This window comes from Bacillus sp. SW14, from assembly GCF_047608225.1.
Classification (GTDB): Bacteria; Bacillota; Bacilli; order Bacillales; family Bacillaceae; genus Bacillus; species Bacillus subtilis_G.
The window spans coordinates 643,768-666,797 of record NZ_JBLKRW010000001.1; the positions used below are offsets into that span (position 1 = coordinate 643,768).

16 protein-coding genes and 1 pseudogene are annotated in these 23,030 nt (G+C 38.6%); 12 read left to right on the forward strand and 5 right to left on the reverse strand.

The features are described from left to right. The first annotated feature begins 23 nt into the window (after positions 1-23). Positions 24-2,669: an N-acetylglucosaminidase gene (locus ACMX2I_RS03325; protein WP_414956163.1), complete on the forward strand. Its 2,646-nt coding sequence runs from the start codon at positions 24-26 to the stop codon at positions 2,667-2,669. Positions 2,670-2,735: 66 nt separating this feature from the next. Here ACMX2I_RS03325 and ACMX2I_RS03330 read toward each other — a convergent pair whose 3' ends face one another. The 3 genes from ACMX2I_RS03330 to ACMX2I_RS03340 form a co-directional block, all read right to left on the reverse strand. Next, complete coding sequence (locus tag ACMX2I_RS03330; protein WP_414956164.1) at positions 2,736-4,058, reverse strand: teichoic acid biosynthesis protein; 1,323 nt, start codon at positions 4,056-4,058, stop codon at positions 2,736-2,738. A gap of 122 nt (positions 4,059-4,180) precedes the next feature. Continuing rightward, positions 4,181-5,326 (reverse strand): CDP-glycerol glycerophosphotransferase family protein, encoded by a 1,146-nt coding sequence (locus ACMX2I_RS03335; protein ID WP_414956165.1) that lies wholly within the window; start codon positions 5,324-5,326, stop codon positions 4,181-4,183. A 33-nt stretch (positions 5,327-5,359) separates the two neighbouring features. Next, positions 5,360-6,130: a WecB/TagA/CpsF family glycosyltransferase gene (locus ACMX2I_RS03340; protein WP_414956166.1), complete on the reverse strand. Its 771-nt coding sequence runs from the start codon at positions 6,128-6,130 to the stop codon at positions 5,360-5,362. Between the two features lie 395 nt (positions 6,131-6,525). On the opposite strand from ACMX2I_RS03340, the gene tagD reads away from it, so the two are divergent. The 5 genes and pseudogenes from tagD to tagH all read left to right on the forward strand — a co-directional run bounded on the left by tagD (position 6,526) and on the right by tagH (position 13,949). Next, positions 6,526-6,915 carry a glycerol-3-phosphate cytidylyltransferase gene (tagD, locus tag ACMX2I_RS03345; protein WP_003227921.1) on the forward strand — a complete coding sequence of 130 codons (390 nt, stop codon included), beginning with the start codon at positions 6,526-6,528 and terminating at the stop codon, positions 6,913-6,915. Between the two features lie 158 nt (positions 6,916-7,073). After that, on the forward strand, positions 7,074-9,095 hold the full coding sequence (locus ACMX2I_RS03350; RefSeq protein ID WP_414956167.1) for an alpha-glucosyltransferase N-terminal domain-containing protein: 2,022 nt from the start codon (positions 7,074-7,076) through the stop codon (positions 9,093-9,095). 14 nt (positions 9,096-9,109) lie between these two features. Continuing rightward, positions 9,110-11,351 (forward strand): annotated as a pseudogene (locus tag ACMX2I_RS03355) (CDP-glycerol glycerophosphotransferase family protein). A gap of 167 nt (positions 11,352-11,518) precedes the next feature. Continuing rightward, a complete protein-coding gene (gene tagG / locus ACMX2I_RS03360) occupies positions 11,519-12,346 on the forward strand; it encodes a teichoic acids export ABC transporter permease subunit TagG (protein WP_148962609.1) in 828 nt (275 codons plus the stop codon). Between the two features lie 19 nt (positions 12,347-12,365). Continuing rightward, entirely contained in the window at positions 12,366-13,949 is a 1,584-nt protein-coding gene (gene tagH / locus ACMX2I_RS03365) for a teichoic acids export ABC transporter ATP-binding subunit TagH (protein WP_414956168.1), read from the forward strand. 38 nt (positions 13,950-13,987) lie between these two features. Here the strand turns inward: tagH and galU are convergent, their stop codons facing one another. Further along, positions 13,988-14,866 carry a UTP--glucose-1-phosphate uridylyltransferase GalU gene (gene galU, locus ACMX2I_RS03370; protein WP_202327949.1) on the reverse strand — a complete coding sequence of 293 codons (879 nt, stop codon included), beginning with the start codon at positions 14,864-14,866 and terminating at the stop codon, positions 13,988-13,990. A gap of 217 nt (positions 14,867-15,083) precedes the next feature. Here galU and wecB point away from each other — a divergent pair, with 217 nt between their 5' ends. Beyond that, positions 15,084-16,226: a non-hydrolyzing UDP-N-acetylglucosamine 2-epimerase gene (wecB, locus tag ACMX2I_RS03375; protein WP_414956169.1), complete on the forward strand. Its 1,143-nt coding sequence runs from the start codon at positions 15,084-15,086 to the stop codon at positions 16,224-16,226. A 39-nt stretch (positions 16,227-16,265) separates the two neighbouring features. On the opposite strand, the gene lytR is transcribed toward wecB, so the two are convergent. Then, the gene (lytR, locus tag ACMX2I_RS03380) at positions 16,266-17,186 is read right to left on the reverse strand and encodes a transcription antiterminator LytR (RefSeq protein WP_289348410.1); all 921 of its coding nucleotides are present in this window, start codon (positions 17,184-17,186) and stop codon (positions 16,266-16,268) included. A 184-nt stretch (positions 17,187-17,370) separates the two neighbouring features. Between lytR and ACMX2I_RS03385 the strand changes: the two genes are divergently transcribed. The 5 genes from ACMX2I_RS03385 to tuaC all read left to right on the forward strand — a co-directional run bounded on the left by ACMX2I_RS03385 (position 17,371) and on the right by tuaC (position 23,019). Then, entirely contained in the window at positions 17,371-17,679 is a 309-nt protein-coding gene (locus ACMX2I_RS03385; RefSeq protein WP_148962613.1) for a membrane lipoprotein lipid attachment site-containing protein, read from the forward strand. A 290-nt stretch (positions 17,680-17,969) separates the two neighbouring features. Then, complete coding sequence (locus ACMX2I_RS03390; protein WP_414956170.1) at positions 17,970-19,460, forward strand: N-acetylmuramoyl-L-alanine amidase; 1,491 nt, start codon at positions 17,970-17,972, stop codon at positions 19,458-19,460. Between the two features lie 226 nt (positions 19,461-19,686). Further along, positions 19,687-20,346 (forward strand): exopolysaccharide biosynthesis polyprenyl glycosylphosphotransferase, encoded by a 660-nt coding sequence (locus tag ACMX2I_RS03395; RefSeq protein ID WP_148962615.1) that lies wholly within the window; start codon positions 19,687-19,689, stop codon positions 20,344-20,346. A 55-nt stretch (positions 20,347-20,401) separates the two neighbouring features. Next, positions 20,402-21,853: a teichuronic acid biosynthesis protein TuaB gene (tuaB, locus tag ACMX2I_RS03400; RefSeq protein ID WP_148962616.1), complete on the forward strand. Its 1,452-nt coding sequence runs from the start codon at positions 20,402-20,404 to the stop codon at positions 21,851-21,853. Next, entirely contained in the window at positions 21,850-23,019 is a 1,170-nt protein-coding gene (gene tuaC, locus ACMX2I_RS03405; protein WP_414956171.1) for a teichuronic acid biosynthesis protein TuaC, read from the forward strand. The genes tuaB and tuaC overlap by 4 nt, the downstream gene beginning before the upstream one ends. The last annotated feature ends 11 nt before the right edge of the window (positions 23,020-23,030 follow it).

The window sequence follows — 23,030 nt, forward strand, 5'->3', positions numbered from 1 at the left end:
TTGAATATGAAAGAGGAGAAGGAATGAAAAAGAGATTAATCGCACCGATGCTTCTGTCCGCCGCGTCCCTTGCCTTTTTTTCCATATCCGGTTCTGCCGCACAGGCTGCAGCCTATAAGGACTACTCGATATATGAGATAGAACCGGCTAAAACGTTCAGTACAGAAAGCCAAGCCGCACAGGCAGCCGCCAAGCTGGAAAAAGACACTGGCTGGGATGCTTCTTATCAAGCTGCAGGCACTACAACGACTTACCAAATTTCCGCTGCTGGCATTCATAGCGAAGCAGAAGCGAAAGCAATACTGAGCGGACTCGCCAAACAGACAGCGATTTCAGGCAAGTCAAGTCCTGTCGGAAGCAAGCAGCCGTATGTCACCATCACCTCAGGCGCCATTTCGGGTGAAAAGCAGGCAAACACATTGCTGGCCAAGCTTAAACAAGAGACGGGAGTGTCTGGCACTGTAAAAGCATCCGGAACAGCCCAGCCCTATGTGAACGTCATAACATCAGAAATCCCTGATGAGACAAAAGTGAAGGCGCTTATCCAGAGTCTGGCTAAGCAAACGGGAATTAAAAGCTCGTATCAGCCCGTCTCACATACGGTGTCTGTCACAACCATTCAGTCAGGCGCAATCGTTGGAGACAGCAAAGCAGAGCAGATCAAAAATGCCTTCCAAAAGGAATCGGGGCTTAAGGCTTCATTAAAAGAAACGGTGAAAGGACAAGCCTATTATACATTCACTACAGCCGCCGTATCAGGCGAAGCGAATGCCAAGAATCTATTAACTCAATTGAAACAAACCACCGGTATTACAGGAAGCTACAAGCCAATCAATCAAAAAACAACTGCTGAGACATACAATGTCCAATCAGCTTATTTCAAAGGGCTGAATACAGTCAAGGACGCCATCAGCCAAATCAAGAAAAACACCGGCGTATCCGGCAGTTATCAAAAGGTTGGCAAAAGCACATCATATATTGTGAATATGAAGGGTTTAACGAAACAGCAACTGCAAAAAGTGGACACCTTCTTTAAAAAGAAAAAGTGGCGCTGCACATCATCCAGCATCAGAAAAACGACAACATCTACAGCCTATCAAATAACGACAGCAAAAATTTTAGGCGAGAAGCAGGCAAACAAAGCCGCAGCCTTTTTTGTTCAGAAAAAAGTAAAGGCAGCGAAAAAAGCAACTGGAACAACAGCAGAAAACCAATATCAGCTCATCTCAGAAGAAACATCAGATCAAGTAAAAGTGACAAAGGGCTTGAACATATTAAAAAAACATCAGCTGAGTGTATCTGCGAAAACAATCAAAAAACAAATCGCTAACACGTTTACAATCACAACTGAATCTCTGCTTGGTACAGCCAAAGCCAATCAAGCACTTACATTCTTTCAATCGAATCACATATCAGCAACAAGACAGAAAACCGGTCAGACCGCAGCGAGCAGCTATCAAATGCTAACTGAAGCCATCATCAGCCAAGAAGATATTGATCGTGTTTTAGCGTTTTTCAAACAAAATAATGCCGCCGGCACAACAGCAAAAACAGGCAAGACGGCATATACACAATACAAAATCGTAACAGCCCAGATCAGCAGCAAAACAGCATTGAACAATGGGGTAACCTATCTGAAAGCCCAAAACTTAAGCCCGAGTTACACAACCAAGACCAATCGCCTTTATAAAATCAGCTTAAACGAACAGTTCACAGGTAACGATGCAGCTGCTGCGGCAGCAGCGAAGCTGAAACAATTATACGGATGGACATCATCTATCGTAAAAATCAAAAACGGGCCGCAAATCATGAAAACAAATTATAATCTCTCGCTTCGTGATATGGTCCAAAAACAAATGACAGTAAGCCCGCAAACAGACGGGGCGGCTTACGTATCGCTCACTTATATTCATACAGCAACTTCAACAGTCACAGCTGACGTACTGAATATCCGGTCAACGCCGGCAGTCATCCCGACGAACGTAATCGGCCAATTTAAAAAAGGCGATAAGGTGAAAATCATCGGCCAGACAAACGGCTGGGCCAAAATCAATTTGGGCTGGCGAAACGCAAGCAGTGATGAAGTGGTTCAATACGTGGATCCGAATAAATTTTCCAGAGACAGCAAATACTATTTCCAATTTCTCAAGCTGTCACAGACAGCCGGGCTCAGCATCACTGAAGTCAATCAGAAAGTGCTTGCGGGCAAAGGCATTCTGACAGGGGAAGCAAAGGCATTTATCGATGCCGCCAAACAATACGGCATCAACGAGCTCTATTTAATCTCACACGCTCTCCTTGAAACAGGAAACGGAACATCTGATTTAGCCAACGGCTTAACCTATAACGGAAAAACTGTATATAACATGTACGGAATAGGCGCATACGACAGAAATCCGAATTACTACGGCGCTAAATACGCGTACGAACAAGGCTGGTTCACACCAGAAGCGGCCATTATCGGCGGGGCCCAATTCATAGGCTCTTCATATATTCACAACACAGCCTACAACCAGGACACACTATACAAAATGAGATGGTCAGCCACAGCGGCACACCAATACGCAACCGACATCGGCTGGGCGTACAAACAAGTAAACCGCATGTACAGCCTGTATTCATTGCTGGACGGTTATACGCTTTACTTTGATGTTCCGGAATACCAGTAAAATAGAAAGTTGCTATAATCATATTAATAGGCTGAAGCTATTTAATAGCGTCAGCCTATTTGTATATCACATCTCAATCTTGTCTGCAACAATCATAAAAATACTCATCCTTGAAGCATTTGAGATGGCTGCATCATCAGGTCTGATTTTTGTACTTCCTTTAATAAAACCTATTTCAAGTACATTTGATTTTTCTCCGCCAGCAAAATACCAAGATCCCATACGGATATCCTTTTGTTTTAATCGGAAATCTCCTTCAATCGATTGATGCAGTAAACTAATATAACGTTCATTTAATGTAATTTGCAAGTTTCCTTCTGTGTTGATTGTAATATTCCGAACTAAATTTGATGTGTAAGATGGTAAATAACCTGAAGTCGGAACCATCCATTTTTTGTTTGACGCATTATACTCTAAAATGAAGGTTTGAATATATGGTTGAAATCTTTCTGGAGGTGTATCTTGGTGACCCACTGTTTTTAATAAAGGGGATCGAAGAATTGGTACATGATTCATAAAGTTTTCGTAGGAATGATATGCATAAATTCTGCTTATACGACTTCCTTCTTTCCCGCTTGTAATACCCACCATTAATGATTTTGCTCCTGTTTCAGGATTAGTGTACATACAGATGCCTTCCGGTTCACGGAAATTATTCTCATATCTAGTGGACAAGTCTTTGCCAACAGTAATTTCTTTTTGTAACACTATTTTATTAGCCGAATCGAATACAGTAATGAGATTTGGATAGCCTTTGCTATTTGTATCACCTGTATACCAATACAAATAACCGTCATCTAAAAAGAAGCCCTGTAAATAATGCAGTTGGTCAGGGATATCAATAGTATAAAGAGGATTGTTTTTATTCGCTATTGCATCGTCCAGATCAAAGATTGTTACCCACTGTTTATTATTATCTGTATTGTACTGTCTAAGTGCCAACTGTCTATTCTTCAAATCAAGAGCAGGTGTGACCCTATAATTTAAAGGGAGATTTGTGAATCGCTGAAGTTCTTTAGAATTTTCATCTAAAGTCGCACCTGCTTTGTAAGGGAAACAAACTAAATCACTTTTGCCTGTTTCATTTGGTCTATCGTATAGTGACCAAATATAAATAGTACCATTACGGTTTTCGATGCCAATATTTGTTCCGTGACCTCCATGTTTTAGCAGCATGCTGTCTAACTGTAAACCTTCAAAAGATAGACGAGTTATGCGATAGCTTTGGGTGTTGTCTTTTCCCATTCCAGTTGCCACTTGGGTTGTATAAATTTGATGGTTTTTCTCATCGAAGTTGAATGATTGAAGTACAGTTTTGTCTGCTACACGAAGTTCAGTAAATAATTTTGGAGTGATGCTGGTGAAATCAAACAGTTCTTTTTTTCTCATAAATCTACCACCTCTATTTTATTTGTTGCAATCAGCAACTAAATACATTAAAGCAAACGTATGTTCGGTTGTCAAGGTAAAAAAAGAACACTTGTTCCTTTTTGAACAAGTGTATTTACTACTTAGCTTGTTAAATTTTCTATAAATTTTAACAAATTTTTACTTGAATACCCTTTGGAGTACTTATTCCAGTTATTAGAAAAAGTTTTTATCTTACAATTATTAAATGAGTTTTTTATTTCATTTATTAATGATTTACTGTCATAACAGGCTCTCCCAGGTATTATAGAAAGGTAATTATCGATCAATCCACGTTTCTCTTGATAAAGTGGTAAATCATAAGTATAGAAAAGAATGGGTTTATTTAAAATAGAAAATTCAAATGGAACAGAAGAATAGTCAGTGACTAATATGTCTGCAGCCATGAGTAAATCATATAAGGCATAATTAGAAACATTTTTAATATAATCACTAGTAAATTTATTAGTGATATTGTTTTGAATTGCAGGATGGAGTTTAACAAATAAAACATATTCTTCTTTTAACTCATGAATTAATTGTTTTTCTGTAAAAGGCAATTGAATTGAGTACATATCATAATCTCTAAACGTTGGTGCATACAAAATTATTTTTTTGTTTTGTGCTTTTAGAGTTTCTGAAATGTCCTTTTTATATTCCCTGTAATAAGGGTCTGTTAAAGGCACACCTATTTTTAATAGTTGATGATTCTCAATTCCGAATGATTTTTTGAAGATATTTGCCATTTCTTCTGAGCCAACAGTTAAATAATCAAACGAGCTGTATACTTTTTTGAATCTTTTAATATCAGTTTTAGTCCGTTGCATGTTTGTAATGTCTTCTAAACCAAATTTTTTAAGTGATCCATTTGCATGCCATACTTGTATACATTTGGTTTGCTCTCGATTATTTAACACACTTGTCAATAGAAAATAATTATCTGTTATGACTATTTTGCTGTTAAACATCAGGTATATAGCTTTAATGAGGTGAGTGGGTTTTTTCTCCAGTAATAAATATGATTTTACATTAGGGAATCTCTCGGCGATAGAGGATGCCTGCTGAGTATATAGGATGTTAAGGTTATATGAGTATTGACCTTGTTCATATTCCTCCAAAATCGCTTTTGCGTTTGCTTCAAATGAGATAAGGAGGGTCACATTGTTTTCAGGTTTCACCCATTGGAGAAAAAAGGCGATTACCGATAAAAAGTACATATAGCAATTCGCCAAAAGTGATCTTATTTTCATTTTCATCAATCCATTTATATAAAAATTTCCGATTTATATATGCTTTGTTTGATCTTTATCATGCTTTGGATAAAAAGTTTTTTTGCTTTTTTCTTCTTTTAAAACTGCTAAAGCATACTGTGGTATGCTAAGCATTCTCTTCCATCGCCATGGATTCAAAATTAAACGATAAAACCATTCTAAATTTAAACGTATCATCCAGGAAGGAGCCCGTTTGACATTGCCGCTAAATACATCGAAGCTTCCTCCCAAACCTATAGATACAGCTTTAGGGAACAAGTGTCTATAGTTATGAATGAATTTCTCTTGATGAGGATACCCTAAAGCTACGAATACCATATCTGGATTTGCTTTTGCAATTTGTTTTGCGACTATAGTGCGATCATGAACATAACCGTCTGAATAACCTGCGATTTGAATGTTTGGGTATTCAGATGAGATTTTGGATACAACACCTTTTAAAACATCTTTCTTTGCTCCGTACAGAAATATACGTTTTTTCTTTTTGTCAGCTAAACCGAGAAGTTCTTTAAAAACATCGTAACCTGCGATTCGAGACTGAAGCCTGTTGTTAGTCAAACGTGACATCATGACTACACCGATACCATCAGGCAAAATGAAGTCTGAGGAAGAGAGTACACCAAAGTAGTCTGGATCTTTAATTGCTGCATAAGCAATTTCAGGGTTTACGGTGGAAATAACAGCACCCATCTTCTGATCAATATAATCTTTCTCTAGGTAATTGATGAATGATGTTAAGTTGCTGTTAACATAAGGAATATGATGAATTGTCTCTGTTTGCATGTCTGGCTCCTCCTTCCTGAGAAGATTCTATTTATATAGATTAAAAGATTTAAACTTAAAATCAGCCTAGCTTATATTTTAACATAAATCATCAACAAAGGCTTAACATTCTCTTTACATTAAATTTAAATATGTTTCCAATTTTACAATTGAATGAACGAATGAATAACAATCCTTGATGCTAATGGAGTTTGAATGTCATTACATATTTTGGAATGTTTTTCTCCGCGTGAGTACTTAACCTTTTTTAGGCGGTATGCTATAATTGATGATCAGTGAAGACATACGAGAAATATGTCGATATAAGGAATACAATTGCAGGGTTTTGAGAATTTAATCGCTAACGACAGTAGTGTTTTTAATAGTGTTTAACATTAGGAAGGAGCGTTTCTTAAATGAAAAAAGTCATCACATACGGAACTTTTGATTTATTGCATTGGGGTCACATTAAATTGCTTGAGCGTGCAAAACAGCTTGGCGATTATTTAGTTGTTGCTATTTCAACGGATGAATTCAATTTACAAAAGCAAAAAAAGGCTTATCACAGTTATGAACACCGTAAATTAATTTTAGAAACTATTCGATATGTGGATGAAGTAATCCCTGAGAAAAATTGGGAACAAAAAAAACAAGATATTATTGATCATAATATTGATGTTTTTGTTATGGGGGATGACTGGGAAGGTAAATTCGACTTTCTCAAAGATCAGTGTGAGGTTGTTTACCTTCCGAGAACTGAAGGCATCTCTACAACAAAGATCAAAGAGGAAATTGCTGGTTTGTAATTTAGGATCCTGATATCAATGTTTATTATCTAATAAAAGTACTTCTTATTGAAATAAGAAGTACTTTTTGATGCTTACATTGGTTTTTGTGGGCTAATGTATCCGGTGGATTTAGATTCAATGATCATATATTCTAAATGCCGAAAGGAAGTAAGATATTGTCTTTACATGCTGTGAGTGAATCTAATATAAAACAAATTCCTGATATGAATTATTATTTTATCTCTGGTGGTCTGCCAAGTAATTATGGCGGTCTGACGAAATCATTACTATTGCGTTCTAAATTATTTGGGGAAGAGTGTAACCAGAATACATTTTTCTTAACGTTTCGTTTTGATCTAGAGTTGTCCTCAAAGATTGACGATTTATACAGCAATGGTAAGATTGATAAAAAATTCACGAGTGTTATTAATCTATTTGAGGATTTTTTAAGTGAAAGAACAAATGGCAAAAGATCCTACGACGAATGGATAGGCCTTGATCAGGTAAAAAAGCAAGCTGGAATGGGGAAGTTTGTAAAAACTGTGACAAGATTGTTTGGTAAGAAGAACAATGAAATTTCTGTAGTTTACTATGGAGATGAGGAGACTGTCCGTTATGTCGACTATTGGAACGATAAAAATCAACATACAAAGAGAGAGGAATATACGAAGAACGGAAATTTAGTTCTTGTTACTCATTATGATGTGCAGTTAAATAAGATGTATCTGCAGGAATATATTAATGAAAAAAATCAAGTATATTTAGACAAACTCTATGTATGGAACAATGAAGAAAAAGATATTCAATTATCTCATATTATTTGGTACTCCCCAAAGGGTGAGATAAAAGTAAAAGATGAAGCGGAACTCCGCCAATATTGGATAGAATATTTGCAAAACGAAAATGATAAACCTAAGTTGTTCTTAGTAGACAGCAGGCCGCAAGACAAACATGTTTTTAAAGTGAAAAAATCCCCTTCTTCGTATTATGGAGCAATCATTCATAATAAACATTACGGTAACAACAAATATCAAATTAAGGGACGTTATAAAGAAGTTTTTAGTCAGATGTATAATTTGGATGCTGTCTTTTTTATAACTGAGGAACAGCTAGAAGATTTTAAATTAATTTCAGGGGAACAAGAGACGTTTTTCTTTACTCCGCATACAATTGATAAACCGCTTAATCCCGATGTATTGAATGTGCCGAGTGAAAAATACAAAGCTGTAATTATTTCAAGACTTGCATCTATGAAGAATTTGATACATGCAGTAAAGGCTTTTAGTCTTGTCGTAAAAGAAATTCCTGAAGCAAAACTTGATATATTCGGATCAGGCGAAGATTTTGAAAAAATAAAAAAAGAGATTGAAGATACCAAACTGCAAAAAAATGTCTTTCTGAAAGGTTATACAGATAATCCTGACTCAGAGTTTCAAAAAGCTTGGCTAACCATTTCAACTTCTCACTTTGAAGGCTTCGGTCTTTCAAATATGGAGGCGCTGAGCAACGGGTGTCCAGTTGTAACGTATGATTATGATTACGGAGCAAGGAGTTTAGTGACTGATGGAGTAAACGGATATGTCATTGAACAATATAATATAGAGAAATTGGGACAAGCCATTATCTCTTTAATGAAAGATGAAAGTACTCACCGGAAATTTTCAGAACAAGCCTTTAAAATGGCTGAAAAATATTCAAAACCCAACTATATTGAAAATTGGGCTTTTGCTCTTAATCAGATGATTGAGGTGCGGGTAGAGAGAGAGAAGCTCTCTAAAAAGATTGGGAAAAAGGATCCATCTATTAGTTCTTATAACGAGGATTCTGATAAAAGCAAAATAGAAATTGACATTGAGAATTTTGATCATGAGGATTGTATTGAAGTAAGCTTAGTGGGCTTGGACAGAAAGAATAAGGCTGAAATTTTTTCAACAAACTTACAAAATGATCAGTTCTTTGTAATTGATCTGAAAAAAGATGCAAATATTGAAAAGATAGCAGCTAATAAAACTCAAGTCATTGATTTTTATATTCTTTTCAATGCAAATGGCCATATTAAAACAATGCGCAGACTTTCGAGTGAAGAAACAAAGTTGTCAGAATACAATATAGTGACTGATAATGGCTATAGAGTAGAGCCTTATACAACAGTTAAAGGGAATTTCTCTTGGAGGATCACGGAAATAAAAGAGAGTTAATATTTTGCTGGGGAATGTCTTTAGTAGTTGACACTAATAAAAGGAAGCAAAAAAGGAAAGAGCTTTTATACAGAGGAGCAGAATAAAGCAATGATTGAAAACACTGTGATTAATTGTATTTTGAAGAGCTTGAAAAACAATTTGGGAAATCTTGAAATGTTGATCTCAATTGATTCAGAACAACAATTTTTAGAGGATCATCAGCTATTTTTAAAGCTGAAAGAGAGACGTTCAGGAACAGAGTCTGAATTTTCGCTTCAAAACACTGGATCATTTGAGTATAAAGCTGATGTGAACATTCATGTTTTTCCTATGACTATTGAAATGGGACAAACATATGATTTTTATATTGAATTCCGAAAAAAATATGAAGCTGAGGGGCATGAACCACTATTGATGCGTCTTTCTTCTGAAGTGGATTCAATGGAGCGCGCCTTTCATGTTGATCAAACTGCAGAACTTTTAATTTTACCATACAAAACTGATAAAGGCAATTTTTCTATTAAGGTGAAAAGAGAGGCCAAAATCATAAGGTTTAATCAAATTGGGATTAATTCTGAAGAAATAAGCATAACAGGCTATGCAGGTTACCTCAGTTCCGAAAATCAATACCGGATAAAAGACTTGAATCTTATTTTAAAAAAGGCCGGAGAAACACCTATTGAAGAAAAGTTTCCAGTCCAGCTTAATAGAAAAACACTTGGGCTTGAAAACATGAGGACAGACGGATTTGTCCCGGAATTGTATGAGTTTGAAGTGAAAGTACCTCTGGAAGAAATTCCTTTCTCAAATGAAAAACGTTATGTTTATCGTCTTTTCATGGAATATATATGTACAGACAAAGACAGAACAGATATTCAGTTTAACAGCACCGCTCTTGTTCTAGGAGATCGAAAAAACAAATTAAAAGGCTTAGTAAGTGTTATAAAGTCTAATAAGGCACCGGTTCGTTATGAAGTCTTTAAGAGAAAGAAAAAACAGACCCTAGGTATTAGAGTAAATGACTATAGTCTTCATACAAGAATTAAATATTTTGTTAAAGGAAAGAAAAAGCAATTTTTATCAAAATTAAAAAAAATCTCAAAAATGAGAAACAAGGTTATCACGAAAACATACAAATCATTATTCATGATGGCTAGCAGAATGCCAGTTAAAAGTAAAACAGTCATTTTTGAAAGTTTTAACGGGAAACAATACAGCTGTAATCCAAGAGCGATTTATGAGTATATGAGGGAAAATCACCCTGAGTATAAAATGTACTGGAGTGTAAATAAACAATATTCAACACCATTTGATGAAAAGGGGATTCCTTATATTAGTCGGCTCTCAATAAAATGGCTATTCGCTATGGCAAGAGCTGAGTACTGGGTTGTTAACAGCAGGCTTCCATTATGGATTCCAAAACCTAAACACACAACATATTTACAAACATGGCATGGCACGCCGTTAAAAAGACTTGCAATGGATATGGAAGAAGTTCATATGCCTGGTACAAACACAAAAAAATACAAAAGGAATTTTATCAAGGAAGCTTCTAATTGGGATTACTTGATTTCGCCAAATGGATATTCATCTGAAATCTTTGCACGCGCGTTTCAATTTAACAAAACAATGATCGAGTCCGGTTATCCTAGAAATGATTTTCTTCATAATGATAACAATGAAGAAACAATATTATTGATTAAGCGAAGATTAAATATTCCTATTGATAAAAAGGTCATTCTATATGCTCCTACATGGAGAGATGATCAATTCTATGCAAAAGGGCGTTATAAGTTCGATCTCGATTTAGATTTACATCAGCTTAGACAGGAGCTAGGTAATGAATATATCGTGATTTTGAGAATGCACTATTTGGTAGCTGAGAATTTTGATTTAGGGCCGTTTGAAGGATTTGCATTTGATTTTTCTGCTTATGAAGATATTCGAGAATTATATATGCTTTCCGATATGTTAATTACTGATTATTCTTCAGTATTCTTTGATTACGCAAATTTAAAACGTCCAATGCTTTTCTTTGTACCTGATATTGAAACTTACCGAGATAAGTTGCGTGGTTTCTATTTTGACTTTGAAAAAGAAGCTCCTGGTCCATTAGTAAAAACAACTGAAGAAACGATTGAGGCTATAAAGGAAATCTCATCACCAAACTATAAGCTTCCAGTTTCTTTTGATCCTTTTTATGAGAAATTCTGCTATTTAGAGTCAGGACGTTCATCGGAAAAGGTTGTTGCTACTGTATTTAAAGCTAAATAATTTCCGTTATTTTGTAGCATGAATAGCTGTCGATACTTCGGCAGCTTTTTAGATACTTGTTGAGAAGTGAAAAAAAACGCAGGATCTGTTACAATAATCAGCGGTGCTTTCAATATCTAAAACAGAAAGATTCCCCAAAAAACAACTAAGTCTAAGGAAGATAAAAAATGAATGATTTGTTGCGAATACTCAGAGAGCAAATAACGTCATTTCCTTTAATTTTAAGATTGGCGGCTTATGAAACCAAATCTAAATACCAAATGAATTATCTAGGAGTCTTATGGCAGTTTTTAAATCCGCTTATCCAAATGCTAGCGTACTGGTTTGTATTTGGCATAGGGATTAGAAAAGGTGGTCCCATTACAACTGGAGTGGGCGAAGTGCCCTTTATTCTTTGGATGCTGGCAGGATTAATCCCATGGTTTTTTATCAGTCCTACCATACTTGATGGTTCAAACAGTGTATTTAGGCGCATTAATATGGTGTCTAAAATGAACTTTCCGATTAGTTCTTTACCATCAGTGGCTATTGCGTCTAACTTATTTAGTTTTATTATCATGATGCTGATTTACATTATTGCACTTCTGGTAAATGGTATTTTTCCGAGTTTACATTGGTTACAATATATTTATTACTTTATTTGTATGATTGCTTTTATGTTTTCTTTTAGTCTGTTTAATTCAACGATCAGTGTACTGATTAGGGATTATCAATTTTTGTTGCAGGCCGTAATTAGATTATTGTTTTTCTTGCTACCAATATTTTGGGATGTTAATGAGAGACTCGGTCATAGTCATCCCGAATTAGTCCCTATTTTAAAGCTTAATCCGCTATTCTACATTATTGAAGGTTTCCGGAACAGCTTTTTAGACGGCCAATGGTTTTACCAAGACATGAAATACACGTTGTATTTTTGGTTAATCACGTTGCTTTTACTGACAGTGGGTTCTATCCTGCATATGAAATTCAGAGACAAGTTTGTTGACTTTCTTTAATACGTAAGGAGATTGTACGATGAAACTAAAAGTTTCGTTTCGAAATGTTTCAAAGCAGTATCATTTGTATCAAAAACAATCGGACAAGATTAAAGGATTGTTTTTTCCAGCTAAGGATAATGGTTTTTTTGCTGTGCGGAATGTCTCCTTTGACGTGTATGAGGGAGAAACAATCGGCTTTGTAGGGATAAACGGGTCGGGAAAATCGACCATGTCCAATCTGCTGGCTAAAATTATTCCTCCGACCAGCGGTGAAATCGAAATGAACGGTCAGCCGTCGCTAATTGCGATTGCAGCCGGTTTAAATAACCAATTAACGGGCCGGGATAATGTCCGGCTCAAGTGTTTGATGATGGGGTTAACCAATAAAGAGATCGATGACATGTATGACAGTATCGTGGAATTTGCCGAGATTGGCGATTTTATTAATCAGCCGGTTAAAAACTATTCCAGCGGTATGAAATCGCGTCTCGGGTTTGCGATTTCCGTGCATATGGACCCCGACATTTTAATAATCGATGAAGCACTCTCGGTAGGGGATCAAACGTTTTATAAGAAGTGTGTAGACAGAATCAATGAGTTTAAAAAACAAGGAAAAACCATTTTCTTTGTCAGTCACTCAACCGGCCAGATTGAAAAGATGTGTGACCGTGTCGCATGGATGCACTACGGCGAGCTTCGTATGTTTGATGAGACAAAAACGGTTGTAGAAGAGTATAAAGCGTTTATTGACTGGTTTAATAAACTTTCGAAAAAAGAAAAAGAAACATATAAAAAAGAGCAGACAGAAGAGCGAAAAAAAGAAAATCCCGAAGCGTTTGCCCGTTTTCGCCAAAAGAAGAAAAAGCCGAAATCATTGGCTAATGCAGTTCAAATTGCTATTTTGTCTATCCTGACAGTCTTTATTGCGGGAACCATGTTCTTTAACACCCCGCTTCGTACTATTGCTTCGTTTGGCGCTATTCCGCAAAACGAAGTGAAGAACCATTATGGCGATGCAAAGGGCAAGACAGAGGAACGCTTAACAGCAGTCAATAAGCAAGGGTTGATCGCAGATGAAAAAGCGTCCGTGTATAAAGATTTGGATTTAAAGCAGAAGACCGGCGTCACATTGCCATTCGGTACCGAGGTAACGGTAGCTTCAAAAGGCAAACAAGCAGCGAAAATCAAGTTTGACGGGCAGTCTTATTTTGTGAAAAAGAGCGCTGTGACAACAAACGTGAAACACGCTGAGTTGCGGGCTGCTGCCTTTACACCTTATGTCCCGCAAAATGCAGCTTCTTCCTATGAATACTTTCTGAAATTCCTGGGAGACAGCAGTAGCAGCATCCAATCGAAATTGAATGGGTATACTGAAGGAGATACAGCTGACGGCAGAAAAACGGTGGATTTTGATTATGAAAAAATCAGTTATGTGCTGGAGAATGATAGAGCCTCTGAGCTTATCTTTCACAACATTTCTCCTGTTACTCCGGCGTCACTATCTTTAAGCGACAGTGATGTATTGTATGACAGCAGCAAAAATCGTTTTCTTGTGAATACAGATGACCAGGTTTTTGCAGTTGATAATGAAGAGCGTACGCTGACACTGATGCCGAAATAAAGAAAGGCTATTGGATGAATGTCCAATAGCCTTTTTGCTTAGATTTCTTCTTTGTTTAGTAAACCTTCCATAAATGGAACGAGCTGATCGCGAAGCTCTTTATCCTGCATCGCAAACTCAAGAGTTGTTGTGATAAAGCCAAGCTTTTCACCAACATCATAACGCTTGCCTTCAAAATCGTAAGCAAACACTCTTTGAATTTCATTCAGTTTTTGAATGGCGTCTGTCAGCTGGATTTCTCCGCCGGCGCCAACTTGCTGCTCTTCTAAGTACATGAAAATCTCAGGTGTGAATACGTAACGGCCTAAGATGGCAAGGTTAGAAGGTGCTGTGCCTTTAGGCGGCTTCTCAACGAAGTTTTTCACCTGATAACGGCGGCCTTCGCTTGTCAGCGGGTCGATAATGCCGTAGCGGTGTGTTTCTTCTTCAGGCACCTGCTGAACACCGATAATAGAAGAAAGTGTCTTATCGTATTCATCCATTAACTGACGCAATCCTGGTGTTTCTGCCTGAACAATATCGTCTCCGAGCAGGACCGCAAACGGCTCATCGCCGATAAAGTTGCGAGCGCACCATACAGCGTGTCCGAGTCCTTTAGGCTCTTTTTGGCGGATATAGTGGATATCAGCCAGGTTAGTAGCTTTTTTTACTTTTTCAAGGAGTTCAGTCTTTCCTTTTTCTTCTAAGTTTCTTTCAAGCTCAGGAGAGTAATCAAAATGATCCTCAATCGCACGCTTGCTTTTTCCTGTTACGATAATAATATCCTCAATACCGGCTTCAACAGCTTCTTCAATTATGTATTGAATGGTAGGCTTATCAACAATAGGAAGCATTTCTTTCGGCATTGCTTTCGTAGCCGGCAAGAATCTCGTTCCGAGACCTGCGGCAGGGATTATGGCTTTACGTACTTTTTTCATTTAAAGGCACCTTCCTTATGATCGAAATAATTTATGGTTAAACTCTTCTCTATTTACCCTAATAACTATGTGTTTACACATTTTTATGATATAGGATAAACCATTTTTAAACAAGGTTTATCCTTAGTATTAAAAACATATATAATTTACTTGGATCAAAATGAAATGATTTAAAATACTGTATTTTTTTTACTACAGTGAAAATTAGGTGACAAATATGAAAAAACTAAAAGTCATGACCGTCTTCGGGACCAGGCCTGAAGCGATAAAGATGGCACCGCTTGTACTTGAATTGAGAAAATATCCTGAAATAGACTCCTATGTGACGGTCACTGCCCAGCATAGACAGATGCTCGATCAGGTTTTAGATGCGTTTCACATCAAGCCTGATTTCGATTTGAACATCATGAAGGAGCGGCAGACACTGGCAGAGATTACGTCCAACGCGCTTGTGAAATTGGATGAACTGTTCAAAGACATCAAGCCTGATATTGTGCTTGTCCATGGTGATACGACAACGACCTTTGCCGGAAGCCTTGCCGCTTTTTATCATCAAATTGCTGTCGGCCATGTGGAGGCCGGGCTCCGTACAGGGAATAAGTATTCCCCGTTTCCGGAAGAGCTCAACCGCCAGATGACAGGGGCGATTGCTGATTTGCATTTTGCGCCGACATGCCGGGCGAAAGAGAATTTATTAAAAGAAAATAAAAATGCAGACGCGATTTTTGTAACGGGCAATACAGCGATTGACGCACTTCGCACAACGGTGAGGGACGGTTATTCACATCCTGTCCTCGATCAGGTGGGCGAGGATAAAATGATTCTGCTGACCGCGCATCGCCGGGAAAATCTGGGCGAGCCAATGGAAAACATGTTCAAGGCTATCCGCAGAATTGTTGAGGAATTTAAAAATGTACAAGTCGTTTACCCTGTGCACCTGAATCCTGTTGTCAGGGAAGCGGCTCAGAAGCATTTTGGCGATTCTGACAGAGTACATCTGATTGACCCTTTAGAAGTCATTGATTTCCATAACTTTGCGGCAAAATCACATTTCATTTTGACAGATTCGGGCGGCGTTCAGGAGGAAGCACCTTCTCTCGGGGAACCGGTGCTTGTGCTGCGCGATACGACGGAACGCCCTGAAGGAGTGGAAGCAGGAACGCTGAAACTTGCAGGGACGGATGAAGAAAACATTTATCAACTGGCAAAACAGCTGTTAACTGATGATGATGAGTACAAGAAAATGTCCTGCGCTTCTAATCCGTATGGCGATGGAGAGGCTTCCCGCCGGATTGTGGAAGAATTGCTGTTTCATTACGGATACCGGAAAGAGCAACCGGATTCATTTACAGGCAAATAAAAAAGAAGCTTTGCACACTGTGCGAAGCTTCTTTTTGTTTTAGCTATCGAGGTTTTCCTTCAGCTCTTTTGTGATATTGGAAAGGGCAGTTTCATCAGCTTGGTAGTAGTAGATTCCGTTGATTTTTGTACCCTGACCTTTCAGTTCGTGCTGCTCAATTTTTTTACGCGCGCCCTTGTAGTCGGACTGAATATCCCACATGTCATCAAAGGTCAAGTTCGTTTTCACATTATCTTCAACCACTTTGAACATATCTCCAAATTTCGTAATGGAAGAGATATTCGCGCCTTTATTAATGATTCCTTGGATGACTTGGCGCTGGCGGTCCTGACGGCCAAAATCGCCTCTTGGATCTTCTTTTCTCATCCGGCTATAGGCGAGCGCCTCTTTGCCGTTCAGCGTGATTTCACCTTTTCCGAATGAATAACCGTCATAGCTGAACGCGAATGTGCTGTTAACTGTTATGCCGCCAAGTGTGTCAACAACGTCTCTAAAGCTTTCCATGTTCACTTTTATGAAATAATCAACCGGAACATCGAGGAAGTTTTCAACCGTATCAACTGTCATCTGCGTACCGCCGTATGCGTATGAATGGTTGATTTTATCCATTGTGCCTTTTCCGATAATTTTTGTATATGTGTCTCGCGGAATGCTGACCATGTCAGTTGTATTCGTTTTTGGGTTAACGGTCATATAAATGAGCGTATCGGCACGGCCTACATCTCCGTCGCGTTCATCCACACCCATAATTAAGACGGAAAACGGATCTTTTTTATTGATGTTGACCTCTTTATCCCTTTTTTTAGATTTATCAATACTCTCATGAATACTTGCCACAGTTGAAGCAGCTTTATGCCATAAGTAGTAGGCATAGCCGCCTGTTCCGAGCACAAGCAGTCCGATTATTGTTATAATTGTCAACAATAAGGTTTTTTTCTTTTTTCTGCGTTTATTTCTCATCCTTTGCACCTCGTCTGTTAAATTATTTTCATTATGAGTTAAAATATCATTAAATACAACTCTATTAAATATAAGAGTGAAATCCTAAAATAGTCGTTTTTTATAAAAAAAAGTTTCACTGTTTTTTTAATTTTTCTCAAAAGTATAAAATATATTGTCGATATATATAATGAGGTGAATAAAAATGAAAAAATTGATTGCTCTACTGTTCTTTATAGTGCTTCTTTCGGGTTGCGGGGTTAATAGTCAAAAGGGTCAAGGTGAAGATGTATCGACAGACAGTAACATTGAAACAAAAGAAGGTATTTATGTAGGTTTAGCAGATACTCACACAATAGAAGTAACTGTAGATAATGAGGCGGTTAGTCTTGATATCACAGAAGCACCAACAAGTGATATTGATCATTTTAACAACGGAGATAAAGTCAGAATTTCATATGAAAAAAATAATGAAGGTCAGCTTTTATTAAAAGACATTAAACGTGTTAACTAGAGAAGATATCTAAACATTGTAGGATGATCACTTCCTTCTGAGAAAATTATACATTTTAAGATAGACTGTCGTTTTAAGAACCTTCCATTGAATTCAAATATCATGATATCAGTTAAGTAAAAAAATATAACGATTTTTTTAAAACTTTATTCTTTTCAGTAGCGGTAAAAAAGAAACGGTTACTATAAGGAAAAACAAAAGTTAGAGCTTTATATAATAATTTCAAAACTACGGTACAAATCTTATAAGTTATTGATTTTAGGTATTTAACCATTTAAGGAGGAAACCAATTGCGTTCTTATATAAAAGTCCTAACAATGTGTTTCTTGGGACTCATTCTTTTTGTACCAACGGCTCTGGCCGATAACTCGGTGAAAAGAGTTGGAGGAAGCAATAGATACGGCACTGCTGTCCAAATATCAAAGCAAATGTACTCAAAAGCAAGTACAGCTGTAATTGTCGGTGGAAGTTCCTATGCAGATGCGATTTCAGCAGCACCTCTTGCTTATCAGAAGAATGCGCCATTGCTCTACACAAATACTAATAAACTTTCATATGAAACGAAAAAAAGATTGAAAGAGATGCAGACTAAAAGTGTAATTATTGTAGGCGGAACACCCGCTGTATCTTCTCACACTGCCAATCAGATTAAAAGCTTAGGGATAAGTGTTAAACGTATTGCGGGAAGCAATCGTTATGATACGGCAGCAAGAGTGGCAAGGGCGATGAATGCAACTTCTAAAGCTGTTATTGTAAATGGTTTCTTTTATGCAGATGCTCCGGCAGTAATCCCTTATGCAGCAAAAAACGGCTATCCGATTCTTTTTACAAATAAAACATCAATAAATAGTGCGACAACTTCTGTGATAAAAGATAAGAAGATTAAAAGTACTGTTGTTATAGGCGGTACTGGAAGTATAAGTAGTAGGGTATATAATAAACTGCCTTTTCCCACAAGAATAAGCGGTTCAAACAGATATGAGCTAGCTGCAAACGTTGTCCAAAAACTTAATTTATCTACTAGTAATGTATATGTGAGCAATGGATTTAGTTATCCTGACTCCATTGCGGGAGCGACTTTGGCAGCTAAGAAGAAAAAAGCTATTATCCTTACAAATGGTAAAAATTTGTCTACAGGAGCTCGGAAAGTCATTGGCAGTAAAAACATGTCTAACTTTTCCGTTATCGGTAGCACTCCTGCTATAAGTACAAAAGTTGCTAATCAATTAAAGAATCCTGTTGTAGGTGAAACGATTTTTATTGATCCAGGCCATGGTGATCAAGATTCAGGCGCTGTCGACAATGGACTCCTTGAGAAAGAGGTTAACCTTGATATAGCGAAAAGAGTGAATACAAAGCTAAAAGCTTCGGGAGCTCTTACAGTAATGTCGAGATCGAATGATACTTTTTATTCTTTACAGGAGAGAGTGAGTAAGGCGGCTTCTGTACAAGCAGATTTATTTATCAGCATACATGGGAATGCTAATGAAAGTTCATCACCTAACGGAAGTGAGACGTATTACGATACAACATATCAATCAACAAAAAGTAAACATCTGGCAGGTGAAATTCAGCCTAAACTTGCAACTTATCTTGGAACAAGAAACCGTGGAGTGAAACAAGCTGGTTTTTATGTCATTAAATATTCTAAAATGCCAAGTGTTTTAGTTGAGACTGCTTTTATCACAAATGCATCGGATGCAAGTAAATTGAAAAAAGCGATTTATAAAGATAAAGCTGCACAAGCTATTTACGAAGGTACTGTATCTTATTACAGATAAGCGAAAGAGACAAATCTAATCCTAGATTTGTCTCTTTTTCATATCATATGATTAAAAAAAATAGTCCTTGTATATAAAATAGTAAAAGAATATGAATAAAATTTGTCAGAAAAAATAACAAATTCACACTTCTTAACATACCATTTACATCCAATTAACATCCGTCTGCTAAACTGACTGGCATAGGTCATCATAACATCCCAAACAAATCGTGAGGTGTGTGTCAGTGAGTGCAGAGAAAAGCATGAATGTGAGTCGTGAATTCTCAGTTCAGCAAATACATTCTTTTACATTATCTGAAAAGACGGCTCGTTATTTAGCAGTAAAGCGCGTAATGGATATTTGGTTTGCGCTCATTGGATTGGCGATTGCGCTGCCAATGATTGCGGTATTTTCAATACTGATTTGTTTGGAGACGCCGGGGCCTGCCATTTATACGCAGGAACGCGTAGGGAAAGGCGGGAAACGATTTAAGCTTTATAAGCTTCGTTCCATGAAAATAGATGCTGAGAAGTCTGGGGCTGTTTGGGCGCAGAAGCAAGATCCGCGGGTGACAAGGATCGGAGCTTTTATCAGAAGAACGAGAATTGACGAGCTTCCTCAGCTATTTAATGTGCTGAAAGGCGATATGAGTATGATAGGCCCTCGTCCGGAACGTCCAGTGTTTACAGAAAAGTTTCAGAATGAGATTCCAGACTTTACACAGCGTTTGGCTGTTAAACCGGGGTTGAGCGGCTGGGCTCAGGTGAACGGCGGTTATGATATGACGCCGAAGGAAAAACTGATATTTGATTTATATTACATTCGCAACCTGACTTTCACTTTAGAATTAAAAATTATGTTAAAAACTTGTAAAGTAGTGTGGACAGGTGATGGTGCAAGATAAAACTGAACACCTGCATTTACCATCAACCTGAGCTTAAAACGAAGTAGGGAATATGATGCCAAGTATTACAAAACAGATCATAAGCGGCGCAAAGTGGACAAGTATTTCGACGATGTGCATTACAGTTATACAAATTGTTCAGTTTGCCCTGCTAGGAAATATGATGACCTTAACGGAATTTGGACTCGTAGGCATGATCACAACGGTTACAGTGTTCGCCCAGATTGTGCTTGATATGGGATTTGGCGCGGCGTTAATTCAGAGGGATGACGCAACGGAGCGCCAGCTGTCAACCTTGTATTGGCTTAACATTATGACCGGCGTTTTGCTGTTTGTTCTTTTATATGTGAGCAGTCCCGCCATTGCGGGATTTTATCAAAGAGAAGAGCTGGTGTTTCTGATTCGGATTTTAGCGATTATGTTTTTGATTGCGCCAATCGGACAGCAGTACCAGTATATGCTGCAAAAACAGCTGCATTTTAATACGTTAAGCAAAATTGAGATTTTTTCAAACGCATTGTCCTTCGGATATTTAGCGATTGCGGTTTTTATGATGGACGCGATTTTAGCGTACGTCATTTCTCAAGTGCTGCTGCAGTCCAGTAAAGGGATTTTGTATTGGGCCGTATACCGAAAAAAATGGCACCCCGCTTTTGTTTTTGACTTAAGGGGAATGAAGGCCTTCTTTTCCTTTGGAGCTTTTCAGCTTTCATCCCGTCTTGTGAACAGGCTGGGAGCGAATATCGATATGATTTTGATCGGACGGTTTATCGGTGCTGAAGCGTTGGGGATTTATAACCTTGCTTACCAGATTGTCACCATTCCGGTATTGAAAATCAATCCGATTGTGACACGGGTGGCATTCCCTGTTTTCGCAAAAAACAAATATGAAAACAGCGTGATCAGAGAAGGCTTTCTGAATATGACAAAGATGCTGGCGATTGTTTCGTTTCCGCTGTTAATCGGGCTCGTGTCTGTGTCAGACGCCTTTATCGCAGCGGTTTTCGGAGAAAAATGGCTCGCTGCTGTACCGGTTCTCAATGTTCTGGCCATTGTCGGGATACTAAGAGTGCTCATGAATCCAAATGGATCTGTGCTGCTTGCTAAAGGAAGAGCGGACTTAGCATTTTATTGGGATTCCGGTGTGCTGCTGCTGTACGGATTGTCACTGTTTGCAGCCGTTCAGACGGGAAGTCTGCTGACTGTCGCATGGGTATATGCCATCATCAGTGTTTTCAATTTCCTGATCGGCCGCTGGCTGCTGGCATATGTCATCAAGCTTAATCTTTCGGCCTACTTCCAGTCGATTATAAAGCCGTTTCTGATCACAGTCGTGATGGCTATCATCGCGTTTGGTGTAAGCCTAGGTACGGAACACTTCAGTCTGCAGGCAGAAATGCGGCTGGCCATTTCAGTGGCGGCCGGGGCGCTGTGCTATCTTTTTCTTTTGGTAAAAGCGTACCCTCAAATGAAAAGTAAACTACTAAGAAAAGGACGTTTGTCATGAAGATTTTGTGGATCACAAGCGTATATCCGAGCAGTCTGAAACCCGGTGAGGGTGTGTTTCATGAGACACAGGTCCAAGAGCTGCAAAAACTTGGGCTTGATATCACCGTGATATGCCCGCGGCCTTTTCATTCCGCGCCTGTCCGCATGTTGAAAAAGACATATCGAAAAAAGGATGCCAGACCGGAGTATGAGATTAGGAAGGGGATACCGGTTTATCGGCCTTTCTATCGAGCGGTTCCCGGCCAGCTGAAGTGGGCGCAGCCTCATCGGAGAATCGCAACAGCCGTTTTAAAAATGATGAAACAGCGCGACTTACATCCGGATCTGATTCATGCGCACTTTGCCATGCCATCGGGCGGGGCTGCGGCAGTCGTGTCGGAGTCAGAGCGAATTCCTTATGTCCTGACCTTGCACGGCAGTGATGTGAATGTCTATCCGCATTACAGCAAAGGGGCGTTTAAAGCCTTCAATCATGCGGTAGGTTCCGCGTCAGCTGTTTTAGCAGTCAGCCACAAGCTTCAGGAAGAAACCAAAAAGCTTTCCGGCTTTGACAGCTCGGTTCTGCCGATCGGCATACAGCTCAGCCGCTTTCAGGAGAATGAGCAGACAAAAGAAGAAACCAGAAAAAAACTCGGGCTCCCGCTCGATCAGCGTCTGGCCATCTATGTGGGCCGGCTCGTCAGGGAGAAAGGCATTTTTGAACTGTCTGACGCCATCGAGTCATTGAAGCAACCTCCTAAGGCAGTCTTTGTCGGGGACGGTCCTGCAAAGTCCATGTTGATGCAAAAGGGCCATATCGTCACAGGCCAAGTGCCGAATCATAAGGTGAGAGACTATTTGCTTGCCGCAGACATGTTCGTGCTTCCTTCTTACAGTGAAGGGATGCCGACTGTCGTGATTGAGGCGCTCGCGCTAAGGGTTCCTGTCATCTGTACGGATGTTGGCGGAGTTGCATCGTTATTCGGTAAGCATCGGCATTTGCTGATTAAACCGAGGTCTGCTCAAGCCTTGGCGGAAGCGATCGCTCTGTATGAACATGAGCAAATGTGGAAAACGGAAATAGCAGATGATTTGTATGAAATCGTGCAGGCACAATTTGACGCCGGAAAAAATGCCAAGGCCTTGCATCATCAGTATCAGACGGTCGCGAAAACGTCCGTTTAATCGTAAGAAAC

What these genes read in the sequence shown, in the direction of transcription:
- ACMX2I_RS03325 (WP_414956163.1), top strand. Translation starts at nt 24, where the DNA reads ATGAAAAAGAGATTAATCGCACCGATGCTTCTGTCCGCCGCGTCCCTT.
- ACMX2I_RS03330 (WP_414956164.1), bottom strand. Translation starts at nt 4,058, where the DNA reads ATGAGAAAAAAAGAACTGTTTGATTTCACCAGCATCACTCCAAAATTA.
- ACMX2I_RS03335 (WP_414956165.1), bottom strand. Translation starts at nt 5,326, where the DNA reads ATGAAAATAAGATCACTTTTGGCGAATTGCTATATGTACTTTTTATCG.
- ACMX2I_RS03340 (WP_414956166.1), bottom strand. Translation starts at nt 6,130, where the DNA reads ATGCAAACAGAGACAATTCATCATATTCCTTATGTTAACAGCAACTTA.
- tagD (WP_003227921.1), top strand. Translation starts at nt 6,526, where the DNA reads ATGAAAAAAGTCATCACATACGGAACTTTTGATTTATTGCATTGGGGT.
- tagG (WP_148962609.1), top strand. Translation starts at nt 11,519, where the DNA reads ATGAATGATTTGTTGCGAATACTCAGAGAGCAAATAACGTCATTTCCT.
- tagH (WP_414956168.1), top strand. Translation starts at nt 12,366, where the DNA reads ATGAAACTAAAAGTTTCGTTTCGAAATGTTTCAAAGCAGTATCATTTG.
- galU (WP_202327949.1), bottom strand. Translation starts at nt 14,866, where the DNA reads ATGAAAAAAGTACGTAAAGCCATAATCCCTGCCGCAGGTCTCGGAACG.
- wecB (WP_414956169.1), top strand. Translation starts at nt 15,084, where the DNA reads ATGAAAAAACTAAAAGTCATGACCGTCTTCGGGACCAGGCCTGAAGCG.
- lytR (WP_289348410.1), bottom strand. Translation starts at nt 17,186, where the DNA reads ATGAGAAATAAACGCAGAAAAAAGAAAAAAACCTTATTGTTGACAATT.
- ACMX2I_RS03385 (WP_148962613.1), top strand. Translation starts at nt 17,371, where the DNA reads ATGAAAAAATTGATTGCTCTACTGTTCTTTATAGTGCTTCTTTCGGGT.
- tuaB (WP_148962616.1), top strand. Translation starts at nt 20,402, where the DNA reads ATGCCAAGTATTACAAAACAGATCATAAGCGGCGCAAAGTGGACAAGT.
- tuaC (WP_414956171.1), top strand. Translation starts at nt 21,850, where the DNA reads ATGAAGATTTTGTGGATCACAAGCGTATATCCGAGCAGTCTGAAACCC.